The organism is Micrococcus sp., assembly GCF_030523875.1.
Taxonomy (GTDB): Bacteria; Actinomycetota; Actinomycetes; order Actinomycetales; family Micrococcaceae; genus Micrococcus.
Window position 1 is genome coordinate 23121 of record NZ_JAUNHR010000007.1, and the last position, 24133, is coordinate 47253.

General features: G+C 74.3%; 23 protein-coding genes. 14 read left to right on the forward strand and 9 right to left on the reverse strand.

What is annotated here, in order from left to right:
• The first annotated feature begins 2 nt into the window (after nt 1-2).
• From Q4D18_RS01935 to proC, 3 genes are read left to right on the forward strand one after another with little or no spacing between them, the layout of a single operon-like run.
• Nucleotides 3-1025 (forward strand): Ppx/GppA family phosphatase, encoded by a 1023-nt coding sequence (locus Q4D18_RS01935; protein ID WP_303125220.1) that lies wholly within the window; start codon nt 3-5, stop codon nt 1023-1025.
• A 1-nt stretch (nt 1026) separates the two neighbouring features.
• Nucleotides 1027-1968: a sugar phosphate isomerase/epimerase gene (locus tag Q4D18_RS01940; protein ID WP_303125222.1), complete on the forward strand. Its 942-nt coding sequence runs from the start codon at nt 1027-1029 to the stop codon at nt 1966-1968.
• Between the two features lie 52 nt (nt 1969-2020).
• Nucleotides 2021-2866 (forward strand): pyrroline-5-carboxylate reductase, encoded by an 846-nt coding sequence (proC, locus tag Q4D18_RS01945; protein ID WP_303125223.1) that lies wholly within the window; start codon nt 2021-2023, stop codon nt 2864-2866.
• Nucleotides 2867-2885: 19 nt separating this feature from the next.
• Here proC and Q4D18_RS01950 read toward each other — a convergent pair whose 3' ends face one another.
• Together Q4D18_RS01950 and Q4D18_RS01955 are read right to left on the reverse strand one after the other, a co-directional pair.
• On the reverse strand, nt 2886-3560 hold the full coding sequence (locus Q4D18_RS01950; protein WP_303125224.1) for a TrkA family potassium uptake protein: 675 nt from the start codon (nt 3558-3560) through the stop codon (nt 2886-2888).
• A complete protein-coding gene (locus tag Q4D18_RS01955; protein ID WP_303125225.1) occupies nt 3553-4935 on the reverse strand; it encodes a TrkH family potassium uptake protein in 1383 nt (460 codons plus the stop codon). Before Q4D18_RS01955 ends, Q4D18_RS01950 begins: the two co-directional genes overlap by 8 nt.
• Nucleotides 4936-5201: 266 nt before the next feature.
• Here Q4D18_RS01955 and Q4D18_RS01960 point away from each other — a divergent pair, with 266 nt between their 5' ends.
• The 3 genes from Q4D18_RS01960 (at nt 5202) to Q4D18_RS01970 (ending at nt 7033) form a co-directional block, all read left to right on the forward strand.
• Nucleotides 5202-6362, forward strand: coding sequence for an acetoin utilization protein AcuC (locus Q4D18_RS01960; RefSeq protein ID WP_303125275.1), 1161 nt, complete (start codon nt 5202-5204; stop codon nt 6360-6362).
• Between the two features lie 178 nt (nt 6363-6540).
• Nucleotides 6541-6639: an AURKAIP1/COX24 domain-containing protein gene (locus Q4D18_RS01965; protein WP_003792170.1), complete on the forward strand. Its 99-nt coding sequence runs from the start codon at nt 6541-6543 to the stop codon at nt 6637-6639.
• Nucleotides 6640-6763: 124 nt separating this feature from the next.
• Nucleotides 6764-7033 (forward strand): glutaredoxin family protein, encoded by a 270-nt coding sequence (locus Q4D18_RS01970; protein ID WP_303125226.1) that lies wholly within the window; start codon nt 6764-6766, stop codon nt 7031-7033.
• A 34-nt stretch (nt 7034-7067) separates the two neighbouring features.
• Here the strand turns inward: Q4D18_RS01970 and Q4D18_RS01975 are convergent, their stop codons facing one another.
• Nucleotides 7068-7853: a hypothetical protein gene (locus Q4D18_RS01975; RefSeq protein WP_303125227.1), complete on the reverse strand. Its 786-nt coding sequence runs from the start codon at nt 7851-7853 to the stop codon at nt 7068-7070.
• A 67-nt stretch (nt 7854-7920) separates the two neighbouring features.
• Here Q4D18_RS01975 and Q4D18_RS01980 point away from each other — a divergent pair, with 67 nt between their 5' ends.
• The 5 genes from Q4D18_RS01980 to ccsB all read left to right on the forward strand — a co-directional run bounded on the left by Q4D18_RS01980 (nt 7921) and on the right by ccsB (nt 12934).
• Nucleotides 7921-8595 carry a histidine phosphatase family protein gene (locus Q4D18_RS01980; protein ID WP_303125228.1) on the forward strand — a complete coding sequence of 225 codons (675 nt, stop codon included), beginning with the start codon at nt 7921-7923 and terminating at the stop codon, nt 8593-8595.
• A gap of 132 nt (nt 8596-8727) precedes the next feature.
• On the forward strand, nt 8728-9339 hold the full coding sequence (locus Q4D18_RS01985) for a TlpA disulfide reductase family protein (RefSeq protein ID WP_303125229.1): 612 nt from the start codon (nt 8728-8730) through the stop codon (nt 9337-9339).
• A 12-nt stretch (nt 9340-9351) separates the two neighbouring features.
• The gene (locus tag Q4D18_RS01990; RefSeq protein WP_303125230.1) at nt 9352-10110 is read left to right on the forward strand and encodes a cytochrome c biogenesis CcdA family protein; all 759 of its coding nucleotides are present in this window, start codon (nt 9352-9354) and stop codon (nt 10108-10110) included.
• Nucleotides 10111-10190: 80 nt separating this feature from the next.
• Nucleotides 10191-11825, forward strand: coding sequence for a cytochrome c biogenesis protein ResB (locus Q4D18_RS01995; RefSeq protein ID WP_303125276.1), 1635 nt, complete (start codon nt 10191-10193; stop codon nt 11823-11825).
• A 14-nt stretch (nt 11826-11839) separates the two neighbouring features.
• Nucleotides 11840-12934 (forward strand): c-type cytochrome biogenesis protein CcsB, encoded by a 1095-nt coding sequence (gene ccsB / locus Q4D18_RS02000; RefSeq protein ID WP_303125231.1) that lies wholly within the window; start codon nt 11840-11842, stop codon nt 12932-12934.
• Between the two features lie 156 nt (nt 12935-13090).
• On the opposite strand, the gene Q4D18_RS02005 is transcribed toward ccsB, so the two are convergent.
• Complete coding sequence (locus Q4D18_RS02005) at nt 13091-13495, reverse strand: PLDc N-terminal domain-containing protein (RefSeq protein ID WP_303125232.1); 405 nt, start codon at nt 13493-13495, stop codon at nt 13091-13093.
• A gap of 93 nt (nt 13496-13588) precedes the next feature.
• Here Q4D18_RS02005 and Q4D18_RS02010 point away from each other — a divergent pair, with 93 nt between their 5' ends.
• Complete coding sequence (locus tag Q4D18_RS02010; RefSeq protein ID WP_303125233.1) at nt 13589-13864, forward strand: DUF4229 domain-containing protein; 276 nt, start codon at nt 13589-13591, stop codon at nt 13862-13864.
• 22 nt (nt 13865-13886) lie between these two features.
• Here the strand turns inward: Q4D18_RS02010 and Q4D18_RS02015 are convergent, their stop codons facing one another.
• The 4 genes from Q4D18_RS02015 to Q4D18_RS02030 form a co-directional block, all read right to left on the reverse strand.
• Nucleotides 13887-14759 (reverse strand): 1,4-dihydroxy-2-naphthoate polyprenyltransferase, encoded by an 873-nt coding sequence (locus Q4D18_RS02015; RefSeq protein ID WP_303125234.1) that lies wholly within the window; start codon nt 14757-14759, stop codon nt 13887-13889.
• A gap of 80 nt (nt 14760-14839) precedes the next feature.
• Nucleotides 14840-16036 (reverse strand): AMP-binding protein, encoded by a 1197-nt coding sequence (locus tag Q4D18_RS02020; RefSeq protein WP_303125235.1) that lies wholly within the window; start codon nt 16034-16036, stop codon nt 14840-14842.
• Nucleotides 16036-17013 (reverse strand): 1,4-dihydroxy-2-naphthoyl-CoA synthase, encoded by a 978-nt coding sequence (locus Q4D18_RS02025; protein ID WP_303125238.1) that lies wholly within the window; start codon nt 17011-17013, stop codon nt 16036-16038. Before Q4D18_RS02025 ends, Q4D18_RS02020 begins: the two co-directional genes overlap by 1 nt.
• 377 nt (nt 17014-17390) lie before the next feature.
• Nucleotides 17391-18851: a glucose-6-phosphate dehydrogenase gene (locus Q4D18_RS02030; protein ID WP_303125265.1), complete on the reverse strand. Its 1461-nt coding sequence runs from the start codon at nt 18849-18851 to the stop codon at nt 17391-17393.
• Between the two features lie 124 nt (nt 18852-18975).
• Between Q4D18_RS02030 and Q4D18_RS02035 the strand changes: the two genes are divergently transcribed.
• Entirely contained in the window at nt 18976-20856 is a 1881-nt protein-coding gene (locus tag Q4D18_RS02035; RefSeq protein WP_303125267.1) for a glycoside hydrolase family 15 protein, read from the forward strand.
• Nucleotides 20857-20989: 133 nt separating this feature from the next.
• Nucleotides 20990-22480, forward strand: a complete 1491-nt coding sequence (locus Q4D18_RS02040) for an insulinase family protein (protein WP_303125269.1) — start codon at nt 20990-20992, stop codon at nt 22478-22480.
• Nucleotides 22481-22666: 186 nt separating this feature from the next.
• Here the strand turns inward: Q4D18_RS02040 and Q4D18_RS02045 are convergent.
• Nucleotides 22667-24133, reverse strand: a 1467-nt coding sequence (locus tag Q4D18_RS02045; protein ID WP_303125271.1) for a prolyl oligopeptidase family serine peptidase, incomplete at its 5' end; no start/stop codon positions are given.

Below are 24133 nucleotides of genomic sequence, written 5' to 3' on the forward strand. Positions count from 1 at the left end.
CCGTGCGTCTCGGCGTCCTGGACATCGGATCCAACACCGTCCACCTCCTGCTCGTGGACGGCCGGCCGGGCGCGCGCCCCGAGGCGTACGCGGACCACAAGCGGGACCTGCCGCTGATCCGCTACCTCGACGACGCCGGCGCGATCAGCGCGGAGGGCCAGGACGAGCTGGTCGGGTTCATCAAGGAGGCCGTGGCGTTCGCCGAGCGGCACGACGCGCAGGACATGATCTCCTTCTGCACCTCCGCGATCCGCGAGGCCGCCAACGGCCCGGAGGTGCTGGCCCGCGTGGAGGCGGAGACCGGCGTCCACCTCATGGAGCTCGCGGGCGACCAGGAGGCGGCGATGACGTACTTCGCGGTGCGCCGCTGGCACGGCTGGGGCGTCGGCTCGATCCTGAACTTCGACATCGGCGGCGGCTCGTTCGAGATCGCCTACGGCAAGGACGAGCTGCCCACGCACGCCCTGTCCCTGCCGCTCGGCGCGGGCCGGCTCACCCGCGACTGGCTGCCGGACGACCCGCCGAACCCCAAGCAGGCCAAGAGGCTGCGCAAGCACGTGGAGGCCCAGCTCGAGGACGCGTTCCGGCGCTTCCCGGCGGTGGAGTCGCCCGTGCTGGTCACGGCCACGTCCAAGACGTTCCGGTCCCTGGCCCGCCTGACGGGCGCGGCGCCGTCGGCCGCGGGCCCCCACGTGAGGCGCCACCTGCGCGCGGACGACCTGCAGCTGTGGGTGAACCGGCTCGGGGCCATGCCCGCCGAGGACCGCGCGGACCTGCCGGGCGTCTCCGAGGTCCGGGCCCGCCAGGTGTTCGCCGGCGCGCTCGTGGCGCTGCTGGCCATGCGCACGTTCGGCGTCGCCCAGCTGGAGATCTGCCCGTGGGCCCTGCGCGAGGGCCTGATCCTCAACCGGCTGGACGCCCTGATGCTGGAGGGGCACCTGCCCAAGGACGGCAGCCACGGCGTGGGCCATGTGGACCTCAACGCGGACTCCCTGCTGCCCGGCATGAGTCTGGGGGTGCGCTGACATGACGGCGCCGACGCCGGACCCGGGGGCCTCCGCCCCCCGGACGGGGCGGCGCCGCGCCTCCCGCGCCGGCTCCCACGCCCTGCTGCCCGGCGAGCCGCAGCTCGCCCCGCCGCTGGTCTCCACGGAGCACCTCACCCCGGAGACCCGCCACGGGGCGGACATCCCCGTGACCCTGTCCTCCTCCTCGGTGTTCCCGCTGGGCACCCAGGACGTCTTCGCCATGGCCCAGGACCTGGGCTACGACGGCGTCGAGGTCATGGTCACGCACAACGCGTACAGCCAGGACGCGGACCGGCTGGCCACGCTCGCCGAGCGGACCGGCCTGCGGATCGACTCGATCCACGCCCCCACCCTGCTGTTCACCCAGCAGGTGTGGGGCACGGCCTGGTCCAAGATCGAGCGCTCCGTGGAGCTCGCCCGGGCGGTGGGCGCCCGGACCGTCGTGGCGCACCCGCCGTTCCGCTGGCAGGGCACGTACGCGTCCCAGTTCGCCCGGCGCATCGCCGAGATCATGGTCGAGACCGGTGTGGTGATCGCGGTGGAGAACATGTACCCGTGGCGCGCCCGGGGGCGGGAGCTGACGATGTACCTGCCGCACTGGGATCCCGTGCCCGAGCCCTACGAGCACGTCACGTGGGACTTCTCCCACGCCGCGATCGCCCGCGAGGACTCGCTGGCGAACGTCCGCGGCCTGGGCCGGCGCCTGCGCCACGTGCACCTCACCGACGGCGTGGACGGCACCAAGGACGCCCACCTCGTCCCCGGCGAGGGCACCCAGGACGTGGCCGCGTCCCTGCGGCACCTGGGCCGGGCCGGGCTCGCCGGGTCCGTGTGCGTGGAGGTGGGCACCCGCGGCGTCTCCTACGCCGGTGAGCGCGAGGAGAAGCTGGCCGCCTCGCTCGCCTTCGCCCGCGAGCACCTGGCCGCCGCCGACGACTGACCCCGGGCGGCCGGCGTCGCCCCTCCCCGGATCCCCACGGAAAGGACCGACCATGACCTCCCAGCCCCGCCTCGCGATCCTCGGACTCGGCTCCATGACCGGTGCGATCCTCACCGGCCTGCTGGCCGCCTCCGTCACGACGCCGGACCGCGTCGCCGCCACCACGCGCAGCGCCGCCTCGGCGGAGGCCAGGGCGGCCCGGTTCCCGGGCGTGCGGGTGCTCTCCTCCGAGGAGGACCCGGACGCCAATCTGACCGCCGTGGCGGAGGCGGACGTGGTGCTGCTCGGCGTGAAGCCGAAGGACATCGTGGCCACGGCCCGGCAGATCGCCCCGGCCCTGCGGCCGGAGACCGTGGTGGTCTCCGTGGCCGCGGGCGTGCGGGCGCAGACGCTCGCCGCCGCCCTGCCGGCGGGTCAGCCGCTCGTGCGCACCATGCCGAACACCCCGCTCACGGTGGGCTCGGGCGTGGTCGGCGTGGCGCCGGCCCCGGGGGTCACGGAGGAGCAGCGTGCCCTCGTGGAGTCGCTGTTCGCCGGCTCGGGCCTCGTGGTGCCGGTGACGGAGGACCAGCTGCCCGCGGTGGTGGCCGCGGCCGGCTCGGCCCCCGCCTACGTGTTCCTGCTCGCCGAGGCGATCGCCGCGCACGCCGGTCACCTGGGCCTGCCTCCCGAGGTCGCGGAGGCCATGGCCGCCGCCACCGTGAAGGGCGCCGGCACCATGCTCGTCCAGGGCGACGAGCGCGCCGAGACCCTCCGCCGCGCCGTCATGAGCCCGAACGGCACCACGGAGCGCGCGGTGGCCACGCTGCAGGACGGCGGGTTCGAGCGGCTCGTGGCCTCGGCCATGGACGCCGCGGCCGCCCGGGACCGGGAGATGGGCGAGGAGCTCGCCGGCTGAGCCTGCCGGGCCCTCCCGCTCAGGGCCGGGCGGCGAAGCGGTCGATCAGGTCCGTGTGGCCGGAGACGATCAGGGTGTCGCGCGGGCCCACGCGGGTGAACGGCTGGGCGTAGGTGAAGTCCTCGCCGGGGGTCTTCACGCCCACGATCGTCACCCCGTACTTCTGCCTCACGTTGGACTCGGCCAGGGTGAAGCCCACGGTCTCGGACGGCGGGAACATCTTCACGATCGCGAAGTCGTCGTCGAACTCGATGAAGTCCAGCATGCGCCCGTTCACCAGGTGCGCGGCGCGGACCCCGGCGTCCTTCTCCGGGAAGATGATGTGCTGCGCCCCGATCCGCTGGAGGATCGTGCCGTGCGCGTCGGAGATGGCCTTGACCCAGATGTGGGGGATCTCCAGGTCCACGAGGTTCGCGGTGATCAGCACGGACGCCTCGATCGAGGTGCCCACGCCCACCACCGCCATGGCGAAGTCCTGCGCGCCCAGCTGACGCAGCGCCTCCGGGTCCGTGGCGTCGGCCTCCACGATGTGCGTGAGCACGGGGGCGAACCGCTGCACGAGGCCCGGGTCGCGCTCGATCGCGAGCACCTCGCGGCCCTGGGTCACGAGCTCCTGGGCGGTGGCGGCGCCGAAGCGCCCCAGGCCGATCACGAGCACGGGCGCGTTCGGGTCGGTGCGCTGCTGGTCAGCCAAGGATCGGCCTCTCGACGGGGTAGCGGTAGAGCACGCGGCGCTGGCGCAGGGCCAGGGCCGCGGCGAACGTGATCGTACCAACGCGCCCGGCGAACATCATGGCCGTCAGCAGGTACTTCCCGGCTGGCGGGGCCTCCGCCGAGACGCCCACGGACAGCCCGCACGTGCCGAACGCGGAGATCACCTCGAAGAGGGGCCGCTGCAGGGACTCGCCGGTGATGGACACGAGGGCCAGGGTGGCCAGCAGCACGAGCGTGGAGCCGAGGGCGAGCACGGAGATGGCCACGCGCAGGGTCTCGGGGGCGATCGTGCGGCCGTGCACCGTGACCTCCCGGTCGCCGCGGGCCTCGGCCACGATCGCCAGGAACATCACGGCCAGCGTCGTCACCTTGATGCCGCCGGCGGTGGAGGCCGAGCCGCCGCCCACGAACATCAGGGCGTCCATCAGCAGCAGGGACTCGGGGCGGTGGCTGTCGGTGTCGTCGATCGCGAACCCCCCGGAACGGGTCATCACGGAGCCGAACACCGAGTGCGCGATGCGCTGCCCCACGCCCATCCCGCCGTGCGTGGCCGGATTGCCGGCCTCGAAGAAGAACAGGGCGACGGCGCCGAGCACCAGCAGCGCCAGCGTCACCTCCACCGTGAGCTTGGTGTGCAGGTTCCAGGAGCGGAACCGCCAGCCCTTGTCCAGGAGCACCATCACCACGGGGAACCCCAGGGCGCCGGCGAACACGCCGACGGCGATCACGGTGACGATCACCGGGTGCCCCGCGAGCTCCGCGATGCCGCCGCCGTCGTGCAGCGCGAACCCGGCGTTGTTGAACGCGCTGACCGAGTAGAAGACGCCCTGCCACAGGCCCGTGGCCCACGAGCCGGAGAGCCCCGCGAACTGGGGCACCAGGATGACCGCCAGCGCCGCCTCGCACGTGAGCACGGTGACCACCACGACCCGCAGCAGCCGGCCGACCTCGCCCATGTTGCCCGTGGTCATGCCGGACTCCTGGGTGGCGAGCTTGGTCCGCAGGCCCAGGTGCCGGGACACGGCCAGGGTCAGCAGCGAGGCCATGGACAGGATGCCCAGGCCGCCGATCTGCATGGCAGCCAGCAGGATCAGGTGTCCCCAGAAGGACCAGTGGTCGGCGGTGTCCACGGTGGTCAGCCCCGTCACGGAGAAGGCGGAGACGGCGGTGAACATGGCGTCGTGCAGAGGGGTGGCCCGTCCGTCGGCCGCGGCGATCGGCAGGGACAGCAGCGCCGTGAACAGCAGGGCGCCGAGGGCGAACGCGGACAGGGCCGCGCGGGCGGGGGAGCCGGCGACGACGGCGCTCACCGCGCCGCTCGCGCGCCGGAGCGCGGCCACGGGGGCGGGGGCCATGGGGAACCTCCTGGTGGGTGGTCGCCGGGGTCGGGCCCCGCCTCGGCCCGGCGGGCCGGGTCCAGTATCCCCCCGCCCGGGCGGTGCCCGTGCCGACGTCGCACGTCATGGAGGGGACACGATCCGGGCGGGGCTTGCCCCCGGGGCGGTGGGCGGATCTACCCTGAAGCGTGACCTCCGCGACGTCTGAGACCGTCCAGCCCGCACCCGCCGCGGTGGTGTGGGACACGAGCCTGCTGAAGTACCGGTTCAGCGCGCAGCACCCGATGGCGCCCCTGCGCCTGGACCTGACGCACCGGCTCACGGAGGCGCTCGGCCTGCTCGAGGCGGAGCACGTGCGGATCCTGCAGCCCCCGGTGGCCTCGGACGAGGAGCTGGCCACGGTGCACTCCCCGGAGTTCATCGCGGCCGTGCGGGCGGCCTCGTGCGAGGACGCCGCGGTGGACGAGGCGCACGGCCTGGGCTCCGAGGACTGCCCCACGTTCCCCGACCTGCACGAGTCGGCGGCGCGGATCGCCGGCGGCACGCGCGCGGCGGCCGAGGCGATCTGGTCCGGCGAGGTCACCCGCGCGGTGAACTTCTCGGGCGGCATGCACCACGCGGCCCGGGACAAGGCCTCCGGGTTCTGCATCTACAACGACTGCGCGCTGGCCATCCAGCACCTGCTGGACCTCGGCGCGCAGCGCGTGGCCTACGTGGACGTGGACGCCCACCACGGGGACGGCACCCAGTCGATCTTCTACGACGACCCCCGCGTGATGACGATCTCCCTGCACGAGACGGGGATCAGCCTCTTCCCCGGCACCGGCTTCGCCAACGAGACCGGCGGCCCCGAGGCGGTCGGCACCTCCGTGAACGTGGCCCTGCCGCCGCGCACCGGCGACGCCGGCTTCCTGCGCGCCGTGCACGCCGTGGTCCCGCAGCTCCTCGAGGAGTTCGCGCCGGACGTGCTGATCACCCAGCACGGCTGCGACTCGCACGCGGCGGACCCCCTGGCGGACCTGCGCCTGTCCGTGGACGGCCAGCGCCAGCTGGCCTTCGACCTGGGCGACTGGGCCGACCGGTTCGCCCACGGCCGGTGGCTGGCCACCGGCGGCGGCGGCTACAACCCCCTGCGCGTGGTGCCGCGGTCGTGGACGCACCTGGTCGGCGTCGTCACCGGCCAGCCGGTGCCGCTGTCCACGCCGGTGCCCGAGGCCTGGCGCGAGCACGTGCGGCGCCTGGGCGAGGAGGACCTCACGGGGGACATGTCCCTCTTCGAGGGGGACGAGGAGGCGCGCGTCCCCGCCGTGATGGGCGAGGACGCGGACGTATGGTGGCGCTCGTGGGAGGTGGGCTACGACCCCGCCGACCCCGTGGACCAGACCATCATGGCCACCCGCCGTGAGGTCTTCCCCCTGCACGGCCTCGACCCCTGGTTCGACTGACCACGCCCGCGGGCGTCCCGGCGGGACGGTTCGACGCGGGCCCGCGGGGACCGGTAGTGTGGCCGGGAACGTTTTCATGCGTTCCACACCCGGTGGAATGCGGGTCGGCGTGACCGGAGGACCCGGACATCCGCGGTCCCCACGCCCCGCCGACCCTCACCCCGACGAAGGAGTCCCCATGGGATCTGTCATCAAGAAGCGCCGCAAGCGCATGGCGAAGAAGAAGCACCGCAAGCTGCTTCGCAAGACCCGCCACCAGCGTCGCAACAAGAAGTGACGCCCGCTCCCTGAGAGCGGTTGACGAGGCCGTCCGCCCCCGCCGGGGCGGACGGCCTCATCGTGTGTCTGGGGAGGGGAGGGGCCGCGGTCGGCCGTCGGGGGAGCACGCCTAGGATGGCCGCATGCTCCCCGCGCCCCCCGCCTCCGCCGCCCGCGTCCAGCTCCTGGTCAAGCCCGGGTGCCACCTCTGCGCGGACGCCGAGGCCGCCGTCGAGGGCGTGTGCGCCCCACGGGGTGAGGCGTGGGAGAGGGTCGACGGCGCCGCGCACCCGGACCTGCTCGAGGCCTACGCGGAGGAGGTCCCGGTGCTGTTCGTGGACGGGGTCCAGCGCGACTTCTGGCGCGTGGACCCCGCCCGGCTGGCACGCCTGCTCGAGGCGCCGCGGCCCTGAGGCCGGTGGCCGCCGGCCTCGGCGGCGGGGACCGTCAGCGACGGGCGGCGCGCTCCCAGGCCTTGAGACGCAGGTACTCGGTGGCATCCTTGCGGTAGGCCATGCCGACGCCCACGGCCCCGAGCGCCACCCACAGCAGCTCGAACGGGTTGAGCGGACCCACCACGAGGTTCACGCCCAACATGAGCACCGAGAGCACCGCGAGCACGGTGCCCACGGTGCGGGCGGCCCGAGAGCCGCCGCGGATCTTCAGGGCGATCAGCAGGTAGACCAGGAAGGCCAGCACGCCCAGGGCGATCGTCACGCCCGCCATCACGGGCAGCAGCGAGGGGACGAGGTCCCGGTACTGCTGTATCTGCGCCTCGGTCAGGCCCAGGTCCCGGTAGGACTGCTCCATGGCCTCGGTGAGCGCCTGACGGCCGGCCTCGGTGAGCAGGGACAGCCCGGCCAGCAGCGTGGTGAGCAGGAACAGGGACCCCGCGGAGAGGATCAGCCAGAAGGCCGCCGTGATCGAGCCCGGACGGCGGGGCGCCGCCGGCGCGGCGGGCTGTCCGGACCAGGCGGGCCCCGGGACGCCGGGCTGTCCCGTCCCCTGTGCGGCGGGCTGGCCGGCCCACTGCGGGACGGGCTGGTGCGCGGTCGCCTGCTGCCCGGTCCAGGCGGGGACCGCCTGCCCGTGCTCGTCCCCGCCGGCCTGCGCCGGGGGACGGCCGTAGGGGCTCTGTGCGTCGGCGTCGGGCCAGCGCGGCGCGGACCCGGCGTGCGGATCGGCCCCGTAGGGGTTGCGGTCGCGGTGGTCGTGCGGGGACGTGCCGGACATGGTCCTCCTCGGTCGGGGTCTGACGCCGCCCACGGTACCGGGCGGGGCCGTCTGGAAGACTGGGCGCATGCAGACCCTCGCCACGGTGCACCTCGTCCGTCACGGAGAAGTCCACAACCCCGAGCGCGTGCTCTACGGCCGCCTGGACGGGTTCGGCCTGTCCGAGCTGGGGCGGCGCATGGCCGACGACGTGGCCGCCTGGTTCGCGCGCCGGGCGGACGAGCACGGCCGCCGGCCGGAGATCGTGGCCGCCTCCCCGCTGCTGCGCGCCCAGCAGACGGCCGCCCCGATCGCCGCCGCCCTCGACCGGCCGCTGCGCACCGAGGCGGACGTGATCGAGGCGGAGAACGCCTTCGAGGGGATGTCCGACGTCGCGGCCACCCTCAAGCGCTCCCCGCGCCTGTGGCCGCTGCTGCGGAACCCCCTGACCCCCTCGTGGGGTGAGCCCTACCGGCAGCAGGCCGCCCGCATGCTCGCGACGGCGGACCGCGTCAAGGGCGAGGCCCTCGCGGCCGGCGGGCCCGGCGCGGAGGCGATCCTGGTCTCCCACCAGCTGCCCATCTGGGTCACCCGGCTGGCCGTGGAGGGCCGCCCCCTGGCCCACGACCCGCGCTCGCGGGAGTGCTCCCTGACCTCCGTGACCTCCCTCGTCTACGAGGCCGGCCGCGCCCTGCCCCGCGTGGAGTACCACGAGCCGAACCGGGCCCTGCTCAAGGACGCCTCCTCCCTGCCCGGGGCCTGAGCGCCCCGGCTCGGAGGCGGCGCCGGTGTGACACCCAGGGTTCCATCAGGCGGAGCCCCGCCGCGTACACTCGCGAGGACCCCCTCGCACGTCTTCGCACCCGCCGTCCCCGTCCCCCGGAGCGCCCGCGTCATGTCCCTCCCGTCCCGCCCCTCCCGCCGCGCCGTCCTGAGCGGACTGTCCGCGGCCTCCCTGGCCCCGCTGCTGGCGGCCTGCTCGGGCGGCGACGACTCCCTCGCGCGCCAGGCCGGCAACGCCGGCGGCAAGAACTACATCGCCGGAGACGGCTCCGTGGTGGAGTTCGCCCCCGAGGAGCGCGGCGCGCCCGTGGAGTTCACCGCGGAGCTGTTCGACGGCACCCCCGTCACCGGCGAATCCCTGCGCGGCGAGCCGGCCCTGCTGAACTTCTGGTACGCCGCGTGCGCCCCGTGCCGCGTGGAGGCCCCCCACCTGGTCTCGCTCCACGAGCGGTTCGCCCCGCAGGGCGTGGCGTTCCTGGGCGTGAACGTGCGGGACACCGTCACCACGGCCCAGGCGTTCGAGCGCACGTTCGCCATCCCGTACCCGTCCGTGGAGGACGCCTCCGGGGACGTGCTGCTGGCCATGACCGACCACGTGCCCCCGCAGGCCGTACCCTCGACCCTCGTGCTCGACCGGCAGGGCCGCGTGGCCGCCCGTGTGCTGGGCGCCGTCCAGGAGGGCACCCTCGGGGCCCTGCTGGACACCGTGGTCGCGGAGTCCTGAGGCCCGCCCCGGATGCAGGACAACCCCTTCGCGGAGATCGCGCTCGACGGCTCGCTGCTGGCGGCCGCGCCCATCGCCCTGCTCGCCGGCCTGATCTCCTTCCTCTCCCCGTGCGTGCTGCCGCTCGTGCCCGGCTACCTCGGCTACGTCTCGGGTCTGGGCGGCGCCGCCCTGGACACCCCGCGGCGCGGCCGCGTGGTCCTCGGCGCGGTGCTCTTCGTCCTGGGCTTCACCGCCGTCTTCATGGTGATGAACATCCTCTTCGCCGAGCTCGCCTTCCGGATCCTGCGGGACCTTGCCTGGGTGACGCAGCTGCTCGGCGTGCTCGTCATCGTGATGGGCGTGGTGTTCATGGGCGGGCTGCGCGGGCTGCAGACCGAGCGCAAGCTCCACCTGAGGCCCGCCGCCGGCCTGGCCGGGGCGCCCCTGCTGGGGATGACGTTCGGCCTCGGCTGGGCGCCGTGCATCGGCCCCACGCTGGCCGCCGTCTTCGCCCTGTCCTACACGCAGGACTCCTCCGCCGTGGCCCGCGCCGCACTGCTGGCCGGGCTGTACTGCCTGGGCCTCGGCCTGCCGTTCGTCCTGATCTCCTTCGGGATCGAGCGCGGCATGCGCGCCCTCGGGTTCTTCCGGCGGCACCGCCGGGCCGTCATGGTGGCCGGCGGAGCGGTGCTGATCCTGCTCGGCCTGGTCATGGTCACCGGCCTGTGGACCGAGTGGATGGTCCGCCTGCAGTCCTGGTTCCAGAATGAATGGGTGATGCCCCTGTGAGCCCGAAGCCCGCCCCCACCGGGTCCTCCCGCGCCCGCAGCCGTGACGACGTCGCTCTCCCGGCGCTCGGCGCGCGCGGCATGCTGCGCTGGGCCTGGACGCAGCTGACCAGCATGCGCACCGCGCTGCTGCTCCTGCTGCTCCTGGCTGTGGCCGCCGTGCCTGGCTCGCTCGTGCCCCAGCGCCGCGCCGGCCCCGAGATCGTGGACCGGTGGATCGAGGACAACCCCTTCTGGGGGCCGGTCCTGGACCGGGCACAGTTCTTCGACGTCTACTCCTCGGCCTGGTTCTCCGCGATCTACCTGCTGCTGTTCATCTCCCTCGTGGGCTGCGTGCTGCCGCGCGCCGTCAAGCACGCCCGGGCGCTGCGCCAGCCCCCGGCCCGCACGCCCCGCAACCTGGGACGCCTGCCGGAGTCCGGCGTCGTGGTCCTCGAGGAGGGCGGCCCCGCCCCCGAGGAGGCGGTCCGCCAGGCCCAGCGCTGGCTGAGGAGGAGGCGCTACCGCGTGCAGTTCCGTCCCGAGGACGCGGGCGCCTCCGTGGGCGCCGAGCGCGGGTACCTGCGGGAGGTCGGGAACATCCTGTTCCACCTGTCCCTGATCGGCGTGCTCGTGTTCATGGCCTACGGCGCCATGACCAAGTACACGGGGCAGAAGATCATCGTGGAGGGGGAGGGGTTCGCCAACAACCTGGTCTCCTACGACTCCTTCACCCCCGGCATGTACTTCGACGCCGAGGACCTGCAGCCGTTCTCCCTGACCCTGGAGTCGTTCGACGCCGAGTTCGAGCGCCAGTCCCTCACCCACTACGGCCAGCCCCTGGACTACACGGCCGTCATGCAGGTCCGCGAGGGCTCCGACGCCGCGCCCGAGGAGCGCATCCTCAAGGTGAACCATCCGCTCGAGGTGGACGGCGCCAGGGTGTACCTCGTGGGCAACGGCTACGCACCCGTGGTCACCGTCCGGGACGGCAACGGGGACGTGGCCTTCCAGGGGCCCGTGGTCACGCGCGTCACCGACCAGAATTACAACTCCCTGGCCGTCCTGAAGGTGCCCGACGCGCGGCCCGACCAGCTCGGCTTCGTGGGTCAGTTCATGCCCGCGGCGGACGACCCCACCGGCTCCGGCGTCGAGATCTCCGTGGACCCCGAGCTGCTGAACCCGAAGCTGATCCTGAACTCGTACCACGGCGACCTCGGCCTGGACGCGGGCGTCCCGCAGAACGTCTACGTCCTGGACACCGCGTCCCTCACCGAGCTCAACAGCCGCAAGAACGCCAACGGCGGCATCACGCTGGCCGTGGGCGAGACGTACGAGCTCCCCGAGGGCAAGGGCTCGATCAGCTTCGACGGCGTGCGCCGCTACGTCGGCCTGGACATCCACCACGACCCGGGCAAGTGGGGCGTCGGGTTCTTCGCCCTCACGGCCCTGGCCGGGCTCGCGATCAGCCTGTTCACCCGCCGCCGCCGCGTGTGGGTCCGCGCCCGTGCCGACGACGCCGGCCGCACCCGCGTGGAGTACGCGCTCCTGGCCCGCGGTGAGGAGTTCGGCCTGCGCGAGGAGCACGTGGCCCTGCGCGAGGCCTTCGACGGCATGTGGCCGGTGACCGCCGCGCAGGCGCCCGAGCCGGATCCCGCCCCGACCCCCCACCAGCCCCCGGCCGCGGCCCCGGGCTCCACCCCCGACGCCCCCGCGACCCCCCGATCTGGAGACTGACAGTGTTCAATCCCATGGCTCCCGTGAACGAGCAGCTCGCGTACTACAGCGACCTGTTCATGCTGATCGCCGCCCTCGTGTACGCGGTCTCGTTCATCCTGTTCGCGATCGACATGGCCACCTCCTCGGCCACCATCCGGCGCCTCGAGGCCGAGCTGGCCCGCGAGGGCGGGGCGAGCGCGGCCGCCGCCCCGGCACGGGAGCGCGAGCTCGCCGCGGTCGGCGCCGGCGGCTCCAGTGCTCTCGGCGCGTCCGCCGGCGGCACCACGACCCCCGCCGGCGCGAGCACGGCTTCCGGCGCCCCCGTGGACCTCGTGGACGAGGACATGGACTACACCGGCAACGGCCGGCGTCCGGTGGCCAACGTGGCCGTGGCCGTCCTGGCGATCGGCTGGGCGCTGCACGCGTTCGCCGTCGTCGCCCGCGGCATGGCCGCCCACCGCGTGCCGTGGGGCAACCTCTACGAGTTCATGACCACCGGCGCCGTGCTGATCACGGGCGTGTACCTGGCGTTCCTGATCCGCAAGGACCTGCGCTTCGTGGGCACGTTCGTCACGGGCCTCGTGGTGGCCATGATGTGCGCGGCCACCATGGGCTTCCCCACGCCGGTGGGCCACCTCCAGCCGCCGCTGCAGTCGCCGTGGCTCGTGATCCACGTGTCCATCGCGGTGCTCGCCACCGCGCTGTTCACCCTCACCGCCGCGATGTCCGCCCTGCAGCTGCTGCAGGAGCGTGCCGAGCTGCGCGCCGCCGCGGGCGAGCGCACGTGGTCCTTCCTGCGCCTGGTGCCCTCCGCCCGCGCCCTCGAGAACTGGTCCTACCGCATCAACGCGGTCGGCTTCGTGATGTGGACCTTCACCCTGATCGCCGGCGCCATCTGGGCCGAGGCCGCGTGGGGCCGCTACTGGAACTGGGACACCAAGGAGGTCTGGACCTTCGTGATCTGGGTGGTCTACGCGGCGTACCTGCACGCCCGCGCCACCCGCGGCTGGACCGGCCGCCGCGCCGCCTGGCTGAGCATCGTGGGCCTCCTGTGCGTCGTGTTCAACTACACGATCGTCAACAAGTTCTTCCCCGGCCTGCACTCCTACGCGGGCCTGCCCAGCTGACCGGCACCGCCGGACCCCGCGCGCGGAAGAGCCCCGCCGGAACACTCCGGCGGGGCCCTCGTCGCGTCCACCCTCCCCGGGACGCCCAGCGCGGCGGCGACATTCCAGCGGGTCAGCACCGCTGGAATGTCGCCGGAGCGCTGGGAGGGAGGGGGTTCAGCGGGCGGATCCGTCCTCCGGGTCGCCGTCGTCCTCGCCCCGCCCCCGACGACGGCGCAGCTCCTCCTCGCGGGCGCGCAGTTCGCGCTCACGCGCCTCGAGCTCCCTCTCCCGCTCCGCCTGCCGCCGCTGGACGCGCAGGGAGCGCAGGAAGTCCTCGTCGTCGTCGGGGGAGGCGGGGCGGGCGGCCGGGGCGGACCCGCCCGCGGTGCGGGGCACCCGGCGCCTGCCCAGGATCAGCCACAGCAGCGGGCCCACCAGCGGCAGCAGCACCACCGTGAGGACCCAGGCCCACTTGGGCAGCGAGCGCACCTGGTGCGCGGGGGTGAGCAGCGCCTCGAAGAGCGCGTAGAGCGTGAGGCCGACGAGCGCGATCGCCGCCGGGATGATGAACCGACCCATCGCCCCAGTCTACGAGGGCCGGCGGCGGGGCGCGGCGCCGGGCGGGGTCGAGCCCCGGCGGGCCCCCGCGGGCGCCGCTCCTAGACTGGGCCCATGCGTCTCTTCCTCTACGGCCTGGTCCGCGTGGTCCTGTTCTTCCTGATCTGGGCGGCCGTCTACTACCTGACGAACCTCGGCATGCTGGTGGCCCTCGTGGTGGCCACGATCCTCACCTTCGCGGTGTCATACCTGTTCCTGACCCGCCTGCGCATGGGCGCCTCGCGGGACCTGCAGGACGCGTGGGAGGGCCGCCAGGGCCGCCGGGGCCGCACCGAGACGGCCGACGCCGACGCCGAGGACGCCTACACGGACGGCCGCTTCGGCCGCTGAGCTCCCCTGGCCCGGGCGAGCGTCAGAGCGCGACGCCGAGGGCGAACGTGACGGCGTAGACCACGCCGACGATCCCGGTGGCCTTGAGCACGGGGATGAGGTCGGCCCGCTCGTGCGCCCGGAGCACGTCGAGGCACGGCCGCACGGCCGCCGCGCCGGTCAGGAGCACGAGCCACAGCCAGGGGTGCGCGCCGGTGAAGAGCAGCGGCAGGACCACGGCGACGACGAGCATCGCCGCATAGGAGGCTCGCGCCGGGCCGTCCCCGATCCGGGCGGCGAGCGTCATCTTGCCGACCTGGCGGTCCGTGGGGATGTCCCGGATGTTGTTGGCCATGAGCAGGGCCGTGGAGATGAGGCCGCAGCCCACCGCGCCTGCCCATGCGAGGCCGTCGACCCTGCCGGCCTGCGTGTACGTGGTGCCGAGCACCGCCACCAGGCCGAAGAACACGAACACGAAGACCTCGCCCAGGCCCAGGTAGCCGTAGGGCTTCCTCCCGCCGGTGTAGTACCAGGCCGCCACGATGGCCGCGACGCCCACGAGCACCATCCACCACGCGCCCGAGAGGGCGATCAGTGCCAGGCCCGCCACGGCCGCCACCCCGAAGCACGCGAACGCGGCGTGCTTGACGGCCTTCGCCGGCACCAGCCGGGAGGCGGTGAGGCGGAAGGGGCCCACGCGGTCGTCGTCGGTGCCGCGGATGCCGTCCGAGTAGTCGTTGGCGTAGTTCACGCCCACCTGCAGGGCCAGGGACACGATCAGCGCCAGCAGCGCCCGGCCGAGGTGGAGCCCGCCGAGCACGTGGGCCGCGGCGGAGCCCACCACCACGGGCGCGACCGCCATCGGCAGGGTGCGCAGACGCGCGGCGGCGATCCACTGGGAGACGGAAGCGGCCATGGGCGGGGGACCTCCTGGAGGGGGCGGGGCGGGACGGTCCATTGTCGCACCGGACCGGCCGGGGGCGGCCTCGCCGTCGGTCAGCGCAGGCGGGCGAGCAGCGCCCGGCGGTCCGTCTTGCCGTTGGGCAGCAGGGGCAGGGCGGGGAGGGCCAGCCAGCGCTTGGGCACGGCGGGCGCGCCGAGCCCCCGGCGCACGACGCCGGACAGCCGGCTGCACTGCGCCTCGTCCCAGGCCGCCGGGGCCCCGGCCGGCACCACGGCCGCCACGACCGCCTGGCCCCACTCCGGGTCCGGCACGCCGCCGACCCACGCGGCGGCCACGGCCGGGTCCGCCTCGAGGATCGCCTGGACCGCCGCGGCCGAGACCTTCACCCCGCCGGTGTTCACCACGTCGTCCACGCGGCCGGTCACGGTGACGCGCTGTGTGCCGTCGGGGAGGTCCTCCACCGCGCCGGTGTCCTCGGTGAGGTACCACCGCGCCGGGCCCTGCCCGCCGAAGTGCGCCGCGGTGCGCTCGGGGTCGTCGAGGTACCCGGCGGCCGCCATGGGCCCGGACAGGCGCAGGCGGGGGACGGCGTCGGCGTCGTCCGGGGCGGGGGAGACCAGGTCCGCACGCACGCCCGGCAGGGGGACGCCGTCGTAGACGCACCCGCCGCACGTCTCGGACATCCCGTAGGTCAGGTGCATCGGCACGCCGGCCTCGGCGGCCGCGGCCCGCAGCGGGTCGGGCACGCGCGCCCCGCCCACGAGCACCGCGTCGAAGCCCTGCAGGGCGCGCAGGCCCACGGGGTCGGCGGCCGGGTCGAGCAGCCGGGCCAGCTGGGTGGGCACGAGGGAGACGATCCGCGTGACGTCCCCGGCCTGCGCGCGCAGGCGGGCGGTGCCGTCGGCGAAGAGCGCGGGCGTGAACGGGCCCGGGGCCAGGGCGACGGGCGCGGTCCCGGCCTGCACCGAGCGGGAGAGCACCGCCAGGCCGGCCACGTACTGCGGGCCCACGGCCAGCAGCCACGCGCCCTCGGTGCCCAGCCGGGCGGCCGTCGCCGCCGCGGAGGCCTCGAGGCCGGCGTGCGTGAGCACCGTCTGCTTGGGCGTGCCGGTGGACCCGGAGGTCCGGACCACGGCGACGGCGTCCGGGTGCCCGCCGCGAGCGACGTCCCGCGCCTCGGGGCGGGGCAGGACGGCGCCGTCCGCGGTGAGCTCCACCGGGGCGCCGCCGTCGAACGCCGCGGCCAGTGCGTCCCGGGCGGCGGCGAGCGCCGCGGGGGTGACGGGCATCAGAAGTAGTACGGGAACGGGGTCCAGTCCGGGTCGCGCTTCTGCAGGAACGCGTCCCGGCCCTCCACGGCCTCGTCCGTCATGTACGCCATGCGCGTGGCCTCGCCGGCGAACACCTGCTGGCCGGCCATGCCGTCGTCGGGCAGGTTGAACGCGAACTTGAGCATGCGGATGGCCTGCGGGGACTGCGCGTTGATGTCCGCGGCGTACTCCAGGGCCACCTCCTCGAGGCGCTCGTGGTCCACGGCCTCGTTGACGGCGCCGAACTCCACCATCTGCTCGGCGGAGTACTCGCGGGCAGCGAAGAAGATCTCGCGGGCGCGCTTCTGGCCCACCTGGCGGGCCAGCAGGGCGGAGCCGTAGCCGGCGTCGAAGGAGCCCACGGTGGCGTCCGTCTGCTTGAACTTCCCGTGCTGCCTCGAGGCGAGCGTCAGGTCCGCCACCACGTGCAGCGAGTGCCCGCCGCCGGCGGCCCACCCGTTCACGACGGCGACGATCACCTTCGGCGAGGTCCGCATCAGCCGCTGCACCTCGAGGATGTGCAGGCGGCCGGCGCGGGCCGGGTCGATGGTCTCGGCGGTGTCCCCCTCGGCGTAGCGGTAGCCGTCGCGGCCGCGGATGCGCTGGTCGCCGCCGGAGCAGAACGCGTGGCCGCCGTCCTTGGGGGAGGGGCCGTTGCCGGTGAGCAGGATCGTCCCGACGTCCGGGGTCATGCGGGCGTGGTCCAGCACGCGGTAGAGCTCGTCCACGGTGCCGGGACGGAACGCGTTGCGCACCTCCGGGCGGTCGAAGGCGATGCGCACCGTCGGCAGGTCCCGCACCCAGCGGCCCTCGACGTCGCGCTCCACCTGGCGGTGGTACGTCATGTCCTCGAGGTCGAAGCCCTCCACCACGCGCCAGCGCTGCGGGTCGAAGACGTCGGAGACCTTCTCGGGGAGGCGGTCGCGGTCGGGGCGGGCGGAGGGCGGCTCGGTCATGGCCCCGACCCTACTGCCCCCACGTTTTCGTTCGAGAAACGGGGAAGGTCAGAAGCGCCTTCGTTCGCGACATGGGCGGCGTGCCATTCATCACCGTGCGAGAAGTCGGGGTGCCTTCGCGGGGTGCCGTCCGTGGGATTGGAGGGGCCCAGGGGAGCGAAGGAAGGGATGCCGGTGATGCCGAGCCGGTGTTGACCGGGCGCGGAGGGAGTCGACGGCGCGGCGGAAAGACTGGGTGGGCGGAGGCCTGCGCACTGGACCGGTCGACCTGCACCCAGCCACGACCGCGAATCCCGGCAGAGTGCGGCGCCCCGCCCGTTTCTCGAACGAAAGCGCTCGACGCCCCGCCCGTTTCTCGAACGAAAGCGCCGGTGGGGTCAGGACCAGGACGCCGGGCCGTGCGAGCCGGCCGGGTACTCCTCGAGCGGCACCTCGTCGGCCTTCCACGCCGCGATCACCGGCTCCATGATGCGCCACGACTCCTCGGAGACGTCCCCTCGCACGGACAGCAGCGGGGTGTCGGCGAGGATGCCGCGCAGCACCTCGCCGTACGCGTCCACGCGGCCCTGGGCCAGGTCGGCCTCCAGCTGCGTCCGCCGCGTCTCGAACGGGGTGTCCGCGTCGTCCACGGCCAAGGAGATCGCGAGGCGCTGCGGGTCCAGCCCGACCACCACGGTGTCCTTCCCCTCGGCCGGCGTGAGCCCCTCCGGGGTGAACCGCGGCGGCCGCAGCGTCATGGTCACCTCCCAGCGGGTCTCGGCGAGCGCCTTGCCCGAGCGCAGCCGGAACGGCACGCCCTCCCAGCGCGGAGTGTCCACCGCCAGCGTCACCTCGGCCAGCGTCTCCGTCCGGTTCTCGGGGTCCACGCCCTCCTCGGCGGCATAGTCCGGGATCGCCCGCCCGTCCACCTCGCCCGCGGTGTACCGCGCGCGCCGCGAGGAGGCGGCCGCGTCGTCGTCCCACACGTGCGTGGCCCGCAGCACCGTGGCCACCGCGTCCTGCAGCGGGCGCGGGGCGATGGCGGTGGGCGCCTCGAGCGCGACCATCGCGAGCACCTGGAGCAGGTGCGACTGCAGCATGTCCTTGAGCGCGCCCGCCGTGTCGTAGTACCCGGCCCGCCCCTCGAGGGCGATCGACTCGTCGATCACGATGTCCACGCGCTCGACGTCGCCGGCGTTCCACGTGCGCTCCAGCAGCCGGTTCGCGGTGCGCAGGCCGAGCATCGCGGTCACCATGGACTCGCCGAGGAAGTGGTCCACACGGTGGATGTGGGACTCGTCCGTGATGCGCGCCAGCAGCGCGTTCAGGTCCCGCGCGCTCTCCTGGGACTCGCCGAACGGCTTCTCCATCACGAGGCGCAGGTCCTCCGGGCGGTCGTCCAGCTGTGCGAGCGCCGCGCACGCGCTCGCGGCCACGCCCGGCCCGACGGCGAAGTACAGCACCGGGACCGCGTCCGCGCCCGCGGCCGAGCGCGCCGCGTCGAACAGGCCCCGCAGGTCGTCCGCGACGGTGGCGTCCGCCGCATGCCAGACCGCCCCGTCCACGAGCGGACGGCGTCGCTCCTTCGGCACGTCGGCGTCCGCGAGGGCCCCGTCGATCAGCTCGCGCCACTGCGCGTCGTCCATCTCGCCCCGGCCCGAGCCGATCAGCGTCACCTCCGGCAGCTCGTGCGCGGCCATCGCCTGGGCGAGTCCGGGCAGCAGCAGGCGCTTCGTGAGGTCGCCGCTGCCGCCCATGATGATCAGTGCGACGGGGCGGCTGAGGTCCGCCGTCGCCTGCGCGGGCGGACCGGTGCGCTCCGCGACGTCGGCGTCCTGGGCGTCCTGGTGCTCGGGCATGGTCCTCCTCGGTGGCGGGTGCTCGGCGGCCAGTCTCCCCGGGCCCGGCATGCGGGGTCCAGGGGCGAGCGGTCCGGCGGCGACATCTGGGCCCGCGCACCTCCACGGTGATGGACTGGCGGGCATGACCGACCGCCATCGCATCGACGACCACGCGTACCTCTCGAACCAGCACAGCGGCGCCCTCGTCGCGCGCGACGGCACCGTGACGTGGCTGTGCCTGCCCCGGTTCGACTCCCCGGCCATCTTCACCTCGCTCCTGGGCGAGGCCGAGCACGGCGAGTGGGCGCTCGGCGTCGAGGGCGGCGAGGTCGTGGAGCGCGAGTACCTCGAGGACACCCTCGTGCTGCGCACCCTGTGGCGCGGACCGGAGGGGGAGGCCGAGGTGCTGGACTTCATGCCCCTGGAGGACGCCCGCGGCCCGGCCGTGGACGGTGAGGACGCCGGGGCCGGCGCCACGGACGAGGGCGCGACGCGTCACCCCGCCGACGGCGCCGGCACGCGCGCGGACCTGGTGCGCCGCGTGCGCTGCCTCTCCGGTCGGGTGCAGGTGCGTCAGTGCCTGCGGCTGCGCCTGGACTACGGCGAGGTGGCGCCGTGGGTCTCGCGCCAGGAGGACGCGGCCGGGGAGCGGTTCCTGGCGTTCGTGGCCGGCGGCGACGCGATCGCCGTCCACGGCCCGGACCTGCAGGCCGCGGACATGCGGCACGTGGGCACCACGCGCTTGGGCGAGGGCGAGAGCGAGGCCTGGAGCCTGGCCTGGTACCCGGCGTGGGGCACCGCGCCGGCCGCGCCCGACGTCGAGACGTCCCTGCAGCGCACCGTGGACGGCTGGCGGGACTGGCTGGGCGAGCCGCACGCCGAGGGGGCGCGGGCCGAGCGGATCCGCCGGTCCCTCCTGGTGCTGCGGGGGCTGACCCACCGGGACACCGGCGGGATCGTGGCGGCGGCCACCACGTCCCTGCCCGAGGACTTCGGCGGGGAGCGCAACTGGGACTACCGCTACGTGTGGCTGCGGGACACCGCGCTCACCCTCGAGGCGCTGCTGGCGCACAACCACAAGGACGCGGCGACGGCGTGGCGCGACTGGCTGCTGCGTGCCGTCGCCGGGGACCCCGAGCAGGTGCAGATCATGTACACGCTCTCCGGGGAGCGGAAGATGCCGGAGAGCGAGCTGGAGCACCTGACGGGGCATGCCGGTTCCCTGCCCGTGCGCATCGGCAACGGCGCGGCCACGCAGTGGCAGGCGGACGTGATCGGCACGGTGATGATCGCCCTGTGCGCGCTGCGCACGGCGGGGGTGCAGGAGGACCGCTGGTCGTGGCCGCTGCAGAAGCGGCTCGTGGAGCAGGCGCTGGCGCGGCGGGGCGAGAAGGACCACGGCCTGTGGGAGATGCGCGGCGAGCCGGCGTTCTTCACGCACGGGCGCGTGATGATCTGGTCCGCCGTCGAGCGCGCGCTGCACGCCGTCCGCGAGCAGGGCATGACAGCCACCGACGACGAGATGAAGCTGTGGGCGAGCGCCGAGGCGGAGCTGCGCGAGGAGATCCTCACGCATGGCGTGCACCAGGACGGCCACTTCACGCAGACCTACGGGGTGGACGCCGTGGACGCCTCCCTGCTGCAGATCCCGCACACGGGCTTCCTCCCGCACGACGACCCGCGCATGCTCGCCACCGTGGAGCGGATCGAGCGGGACCTGATGACGACCGGCGGCCTCGTGAAGCGCTACGAGACCGACGGCACCGACGGGCTGGAGGGCCACGAGGCACCCTTCCTGATCTGCGCGTTCTGGCTCGTGGAGCAGTACGCCCGCTCCGGCCGCGTGGAGGACGCCGAGGCGCTCATGGAGCGCCTGGACGGCTGCGCCAACGACCTGCACCTCATGGCCGAGGAGTACGACGACGAGCGTGGCCGCATGGCCGGGAACTTCCCGCAGGCGTTCAGCCACCTCGGGCTCATCCGCGCGGCGGACGCGCTCGCGGAGGCCCGCGGCGAGCGCTGAGGGAGCGTTGAGGCCTGGTCTGGGCGTGTCGCGGCGCGCCACCGCTCGGGTGTGGTGTGATCCGACATACCCGGCGCATCCGCCCCCGAGGGCTCGGGACACGCGCGCCCGGACCTGACGAGAAGGAGCGCCCGTGCCTGCCATCACCCGCCTCGACGAGGTCGAGGTCCACTCCCTCGACGCCGCCGACGGACCGTTGATCGCCCGCCTCACATTCCGTGTCGGCGCAGTCGACGAGACGGTGTCCACGCTGGGGCTCTCCCACCTCGTCGAGCACGTGGCCCTGGACGGCGTCGACGGTCTGGAGCCCGACGTCAACGGCGAGTCCCGGATGACGTACACGGCGTTCCAGGTGAAGGGGACTCCGGAGGTGGTGGTCCGCCGCCTCGGACAGATCTGCTCCCGGATCGCCGACCTGGCGATCGGTCGCCTGCCGGTGACCGAGGTGGACCGGTCACGCCGGGTGCTGCTGGCCGAGCGCGGCGGTCCCATGGGGGACCAGATCGCGGCTGAGCACCTGCACGTCCGGCTCGGCGCCACCGGGTTCGGCCTCGGTGCCGTGCCGGCCCGGTTCACCGCCCGCTTCTCGGCAGAGGAGGCGTCGGCGTGGGCCGGGGAGCACTTCACGGCCGGCAACGCCGTGCTGGCACTGTCCGGCCCGGTGCCGGAGGGCCTCCGCCTGCCCCTGCCCGCCGGGGCCCGCCGGACGCCGCCCGACACCCCCGCGCTCGACCATTCACTGCCCGGTGAGTACCTCTCCGGGGCGGAGGAGCCGTCGCTGTCGTTCGTGGCACCGGACATCCTCGAGGCGCCCGCCGCGACCGCCGTCCTGCTGGGCACCCTGCGCTCCCGGGTCTTCCGTCGCCTGCGGCAGGAGACCGGGATCGTCTACGACATCGCGCCCGACGTCGCCGTGGTCGGGCGGCGCGGCGTGGTCGTCGTGGCGGTCCGATGCTCGGACAGGGACGCCGTCGCCGCGATGGAGGGGGTGCTCTCCATCCTGCGGGACCTTCGCGACGGCGGCGTCACGGACGCGGAGCGCGAGCAGGCGGCACTCGAGTTCGCGGAAGCCCGGGCCGAGACGACCCCGTTCGACGCGCTCTGCCGGGACGCGGACGACGCCCTCCTCGGCTGGCCGCCGCTCACGCAGGTGGGCGAACAGGACATCCGAGCCGTGCGGGACGAGGACCTGGCCGCGCTGCTCGCCCAGCTGGAGAGGACCCTACTCGTGGGCTTCGGGCCCGGGAGCCGCACGGAGGAGGAGGTCCTCGCGGGCGACACCCGGATGCTGCCGCGCGCAGAGCGGCCGGACGGGCCCGCCATCGAGGGAGAGCAGTTCCGTCCTGGCCTCATGGTGCGCATGGGCGGTCTGCGCCTGCGATGCACCGTGGGGGAGCGGGGTCTGGGACTGGACCTCCCCGACGGGCGGGTGGGCGTCCTCTGGGAGGAGGTGGTGGCATGGAGCGCCACCACGGACGAGGACGGCATCGACGTGGTGAGCATCGAGACGCTCGACGGCGGCGGCGGCGACATCCCCGTGGGCCTCATGAAGCACGGGGACCGGCTCCGGTCCCTGCTGCTGGCGAACCTGCCGGAGCGCCTGCGCCTTCCCGACGACGTCTGAGCCGAACCGCGCGGCGCCGGGGCCGTCAGCCGCCGACGCGCTCGCGGAGGTCCGCGGCGAGCGGTGACCCCCGCACGCGACGTGTCCCCCTGCGTTGTCGTTCGCGACATGGGCGGCCTGTCGGACGCGCCGCCCGCTTCTCGAACGAAAGCGTCCGACACGCCGCCCGTATCTCGAACGAAAGCCTCAGAGGCGGTCGGTCGCTCCGAGCGCCGTGAGCAGGAACGCGTACTCCCACGCGGTGTCCTCCCAGCCCTGGTAGCGGCCGGAGGCGCCGCCGTGGCCGCCGTCCATCTCCGTGCGCAGCAGGATCGGGGCGCCGCCCTCGGCCAGGGGCGTGGCCTGGTCCGAGGTGACGGTGCGGCGCAGCTGCGCCACCCACTTCGCGGGCTCCACGTAGAGCACCCGGGTGTCGTGCAGGCTGGTCACGGCGGCGATCGCGGGGTAGTCCACGGCGCGCACGTTCTCGTACGGGGAGTAGGCCTTCATGGTGGCGTAGACCGCCGGGTCCTCGATCGGGTTGCCCCATTCCTCCCACTCGAGCGCGGACAGCGGCAGCTCCGGGTCGAGGATGGAGGTCAGCGCGTCCACGAACGGCACCACCGCCAGGCACGCCCGGTACAGCTCCGGGGCGCGGTTCAGCACGGCGCCCATGAGCAGGCCGCCGGCTGAGCCGCCCGTCGCCGCGATCCGCGCCGGGTCCACCCAGCCGGAGTCCGCGACGAACCGCGTGGCGTCCACGAAGTCCGTGAACGAGTGGTGCTTGGCGGCCTTCTTGCCGTCCTCGTACCAGGCTCGGCCGAGCTCGCCGCCGCCGCGCACGTGCGCCACCACGTAGACCACGCCGCGGTCCAGCAGGGACAGCCGCGCCACCCCGAACACCGGGTCCATGGACATCTCGTACGAGCCGTAGCCGTACACCACGGCCGGCGCCGTGCCGTCCTGCGCCACGTCCCTGCGGCGGATCACGGTCAGCGGGATGCGCACGTCCTCGCCCGTGATCGAGCTGGGCTCCGACGCCGGCGCCCACCAGCGCTCGGCCACGTACAGCTCCCGGTCGAAGCCGGGCACCTCCACCTCGCGGCGCAGGCGCACCTCGCCCGTGGCCGCGACGACGTCCAGCACCCGCGCCGGCGTCGTCCAGGAGACGTAGGTCAGGCGCAGGAAGGGCGAGTCCTGGCTCACGCCCGCCAGGCGGCACGTGTACAGCTCCTCGTCGAACTCCGGCTCGGACCAGGTGAGGGCGCCGGCGGAGGCGGGGCCGCCGTCGTCGCCCGCGCCCGTGCCGGCGAGGAGGTCCCGCAGCCCGTCCAGCGGCGCCACGAGCACGCGCGGCGTGGTGTCCCGGCGCACCGCGAGCGCCACGTGGGTGCGGGTGACCATGACTCCGTCCACGCGCACGGTCTCGGAGTGGGGGACCACGGTGCGCCACGCGGCGCGGTCGGCCACGTCGGCCTCGCGCACCACGGACAGCAGCGAGTTGGGGGCCTTCGTGCCGTCGGCCCGGCGGTCGTGGACGACCAGCAGCACGCGCTCGCCGTCCAGGTCGAGGGGCTCGACGTCGGCGAGCATCCGCGCGTCCCGGCCGATCAGCAGGCGCGGGGCGGGCAGGGGGGCGTCGGCGTCCTCGGGCAGGTCGAGCGCCCACGTCTC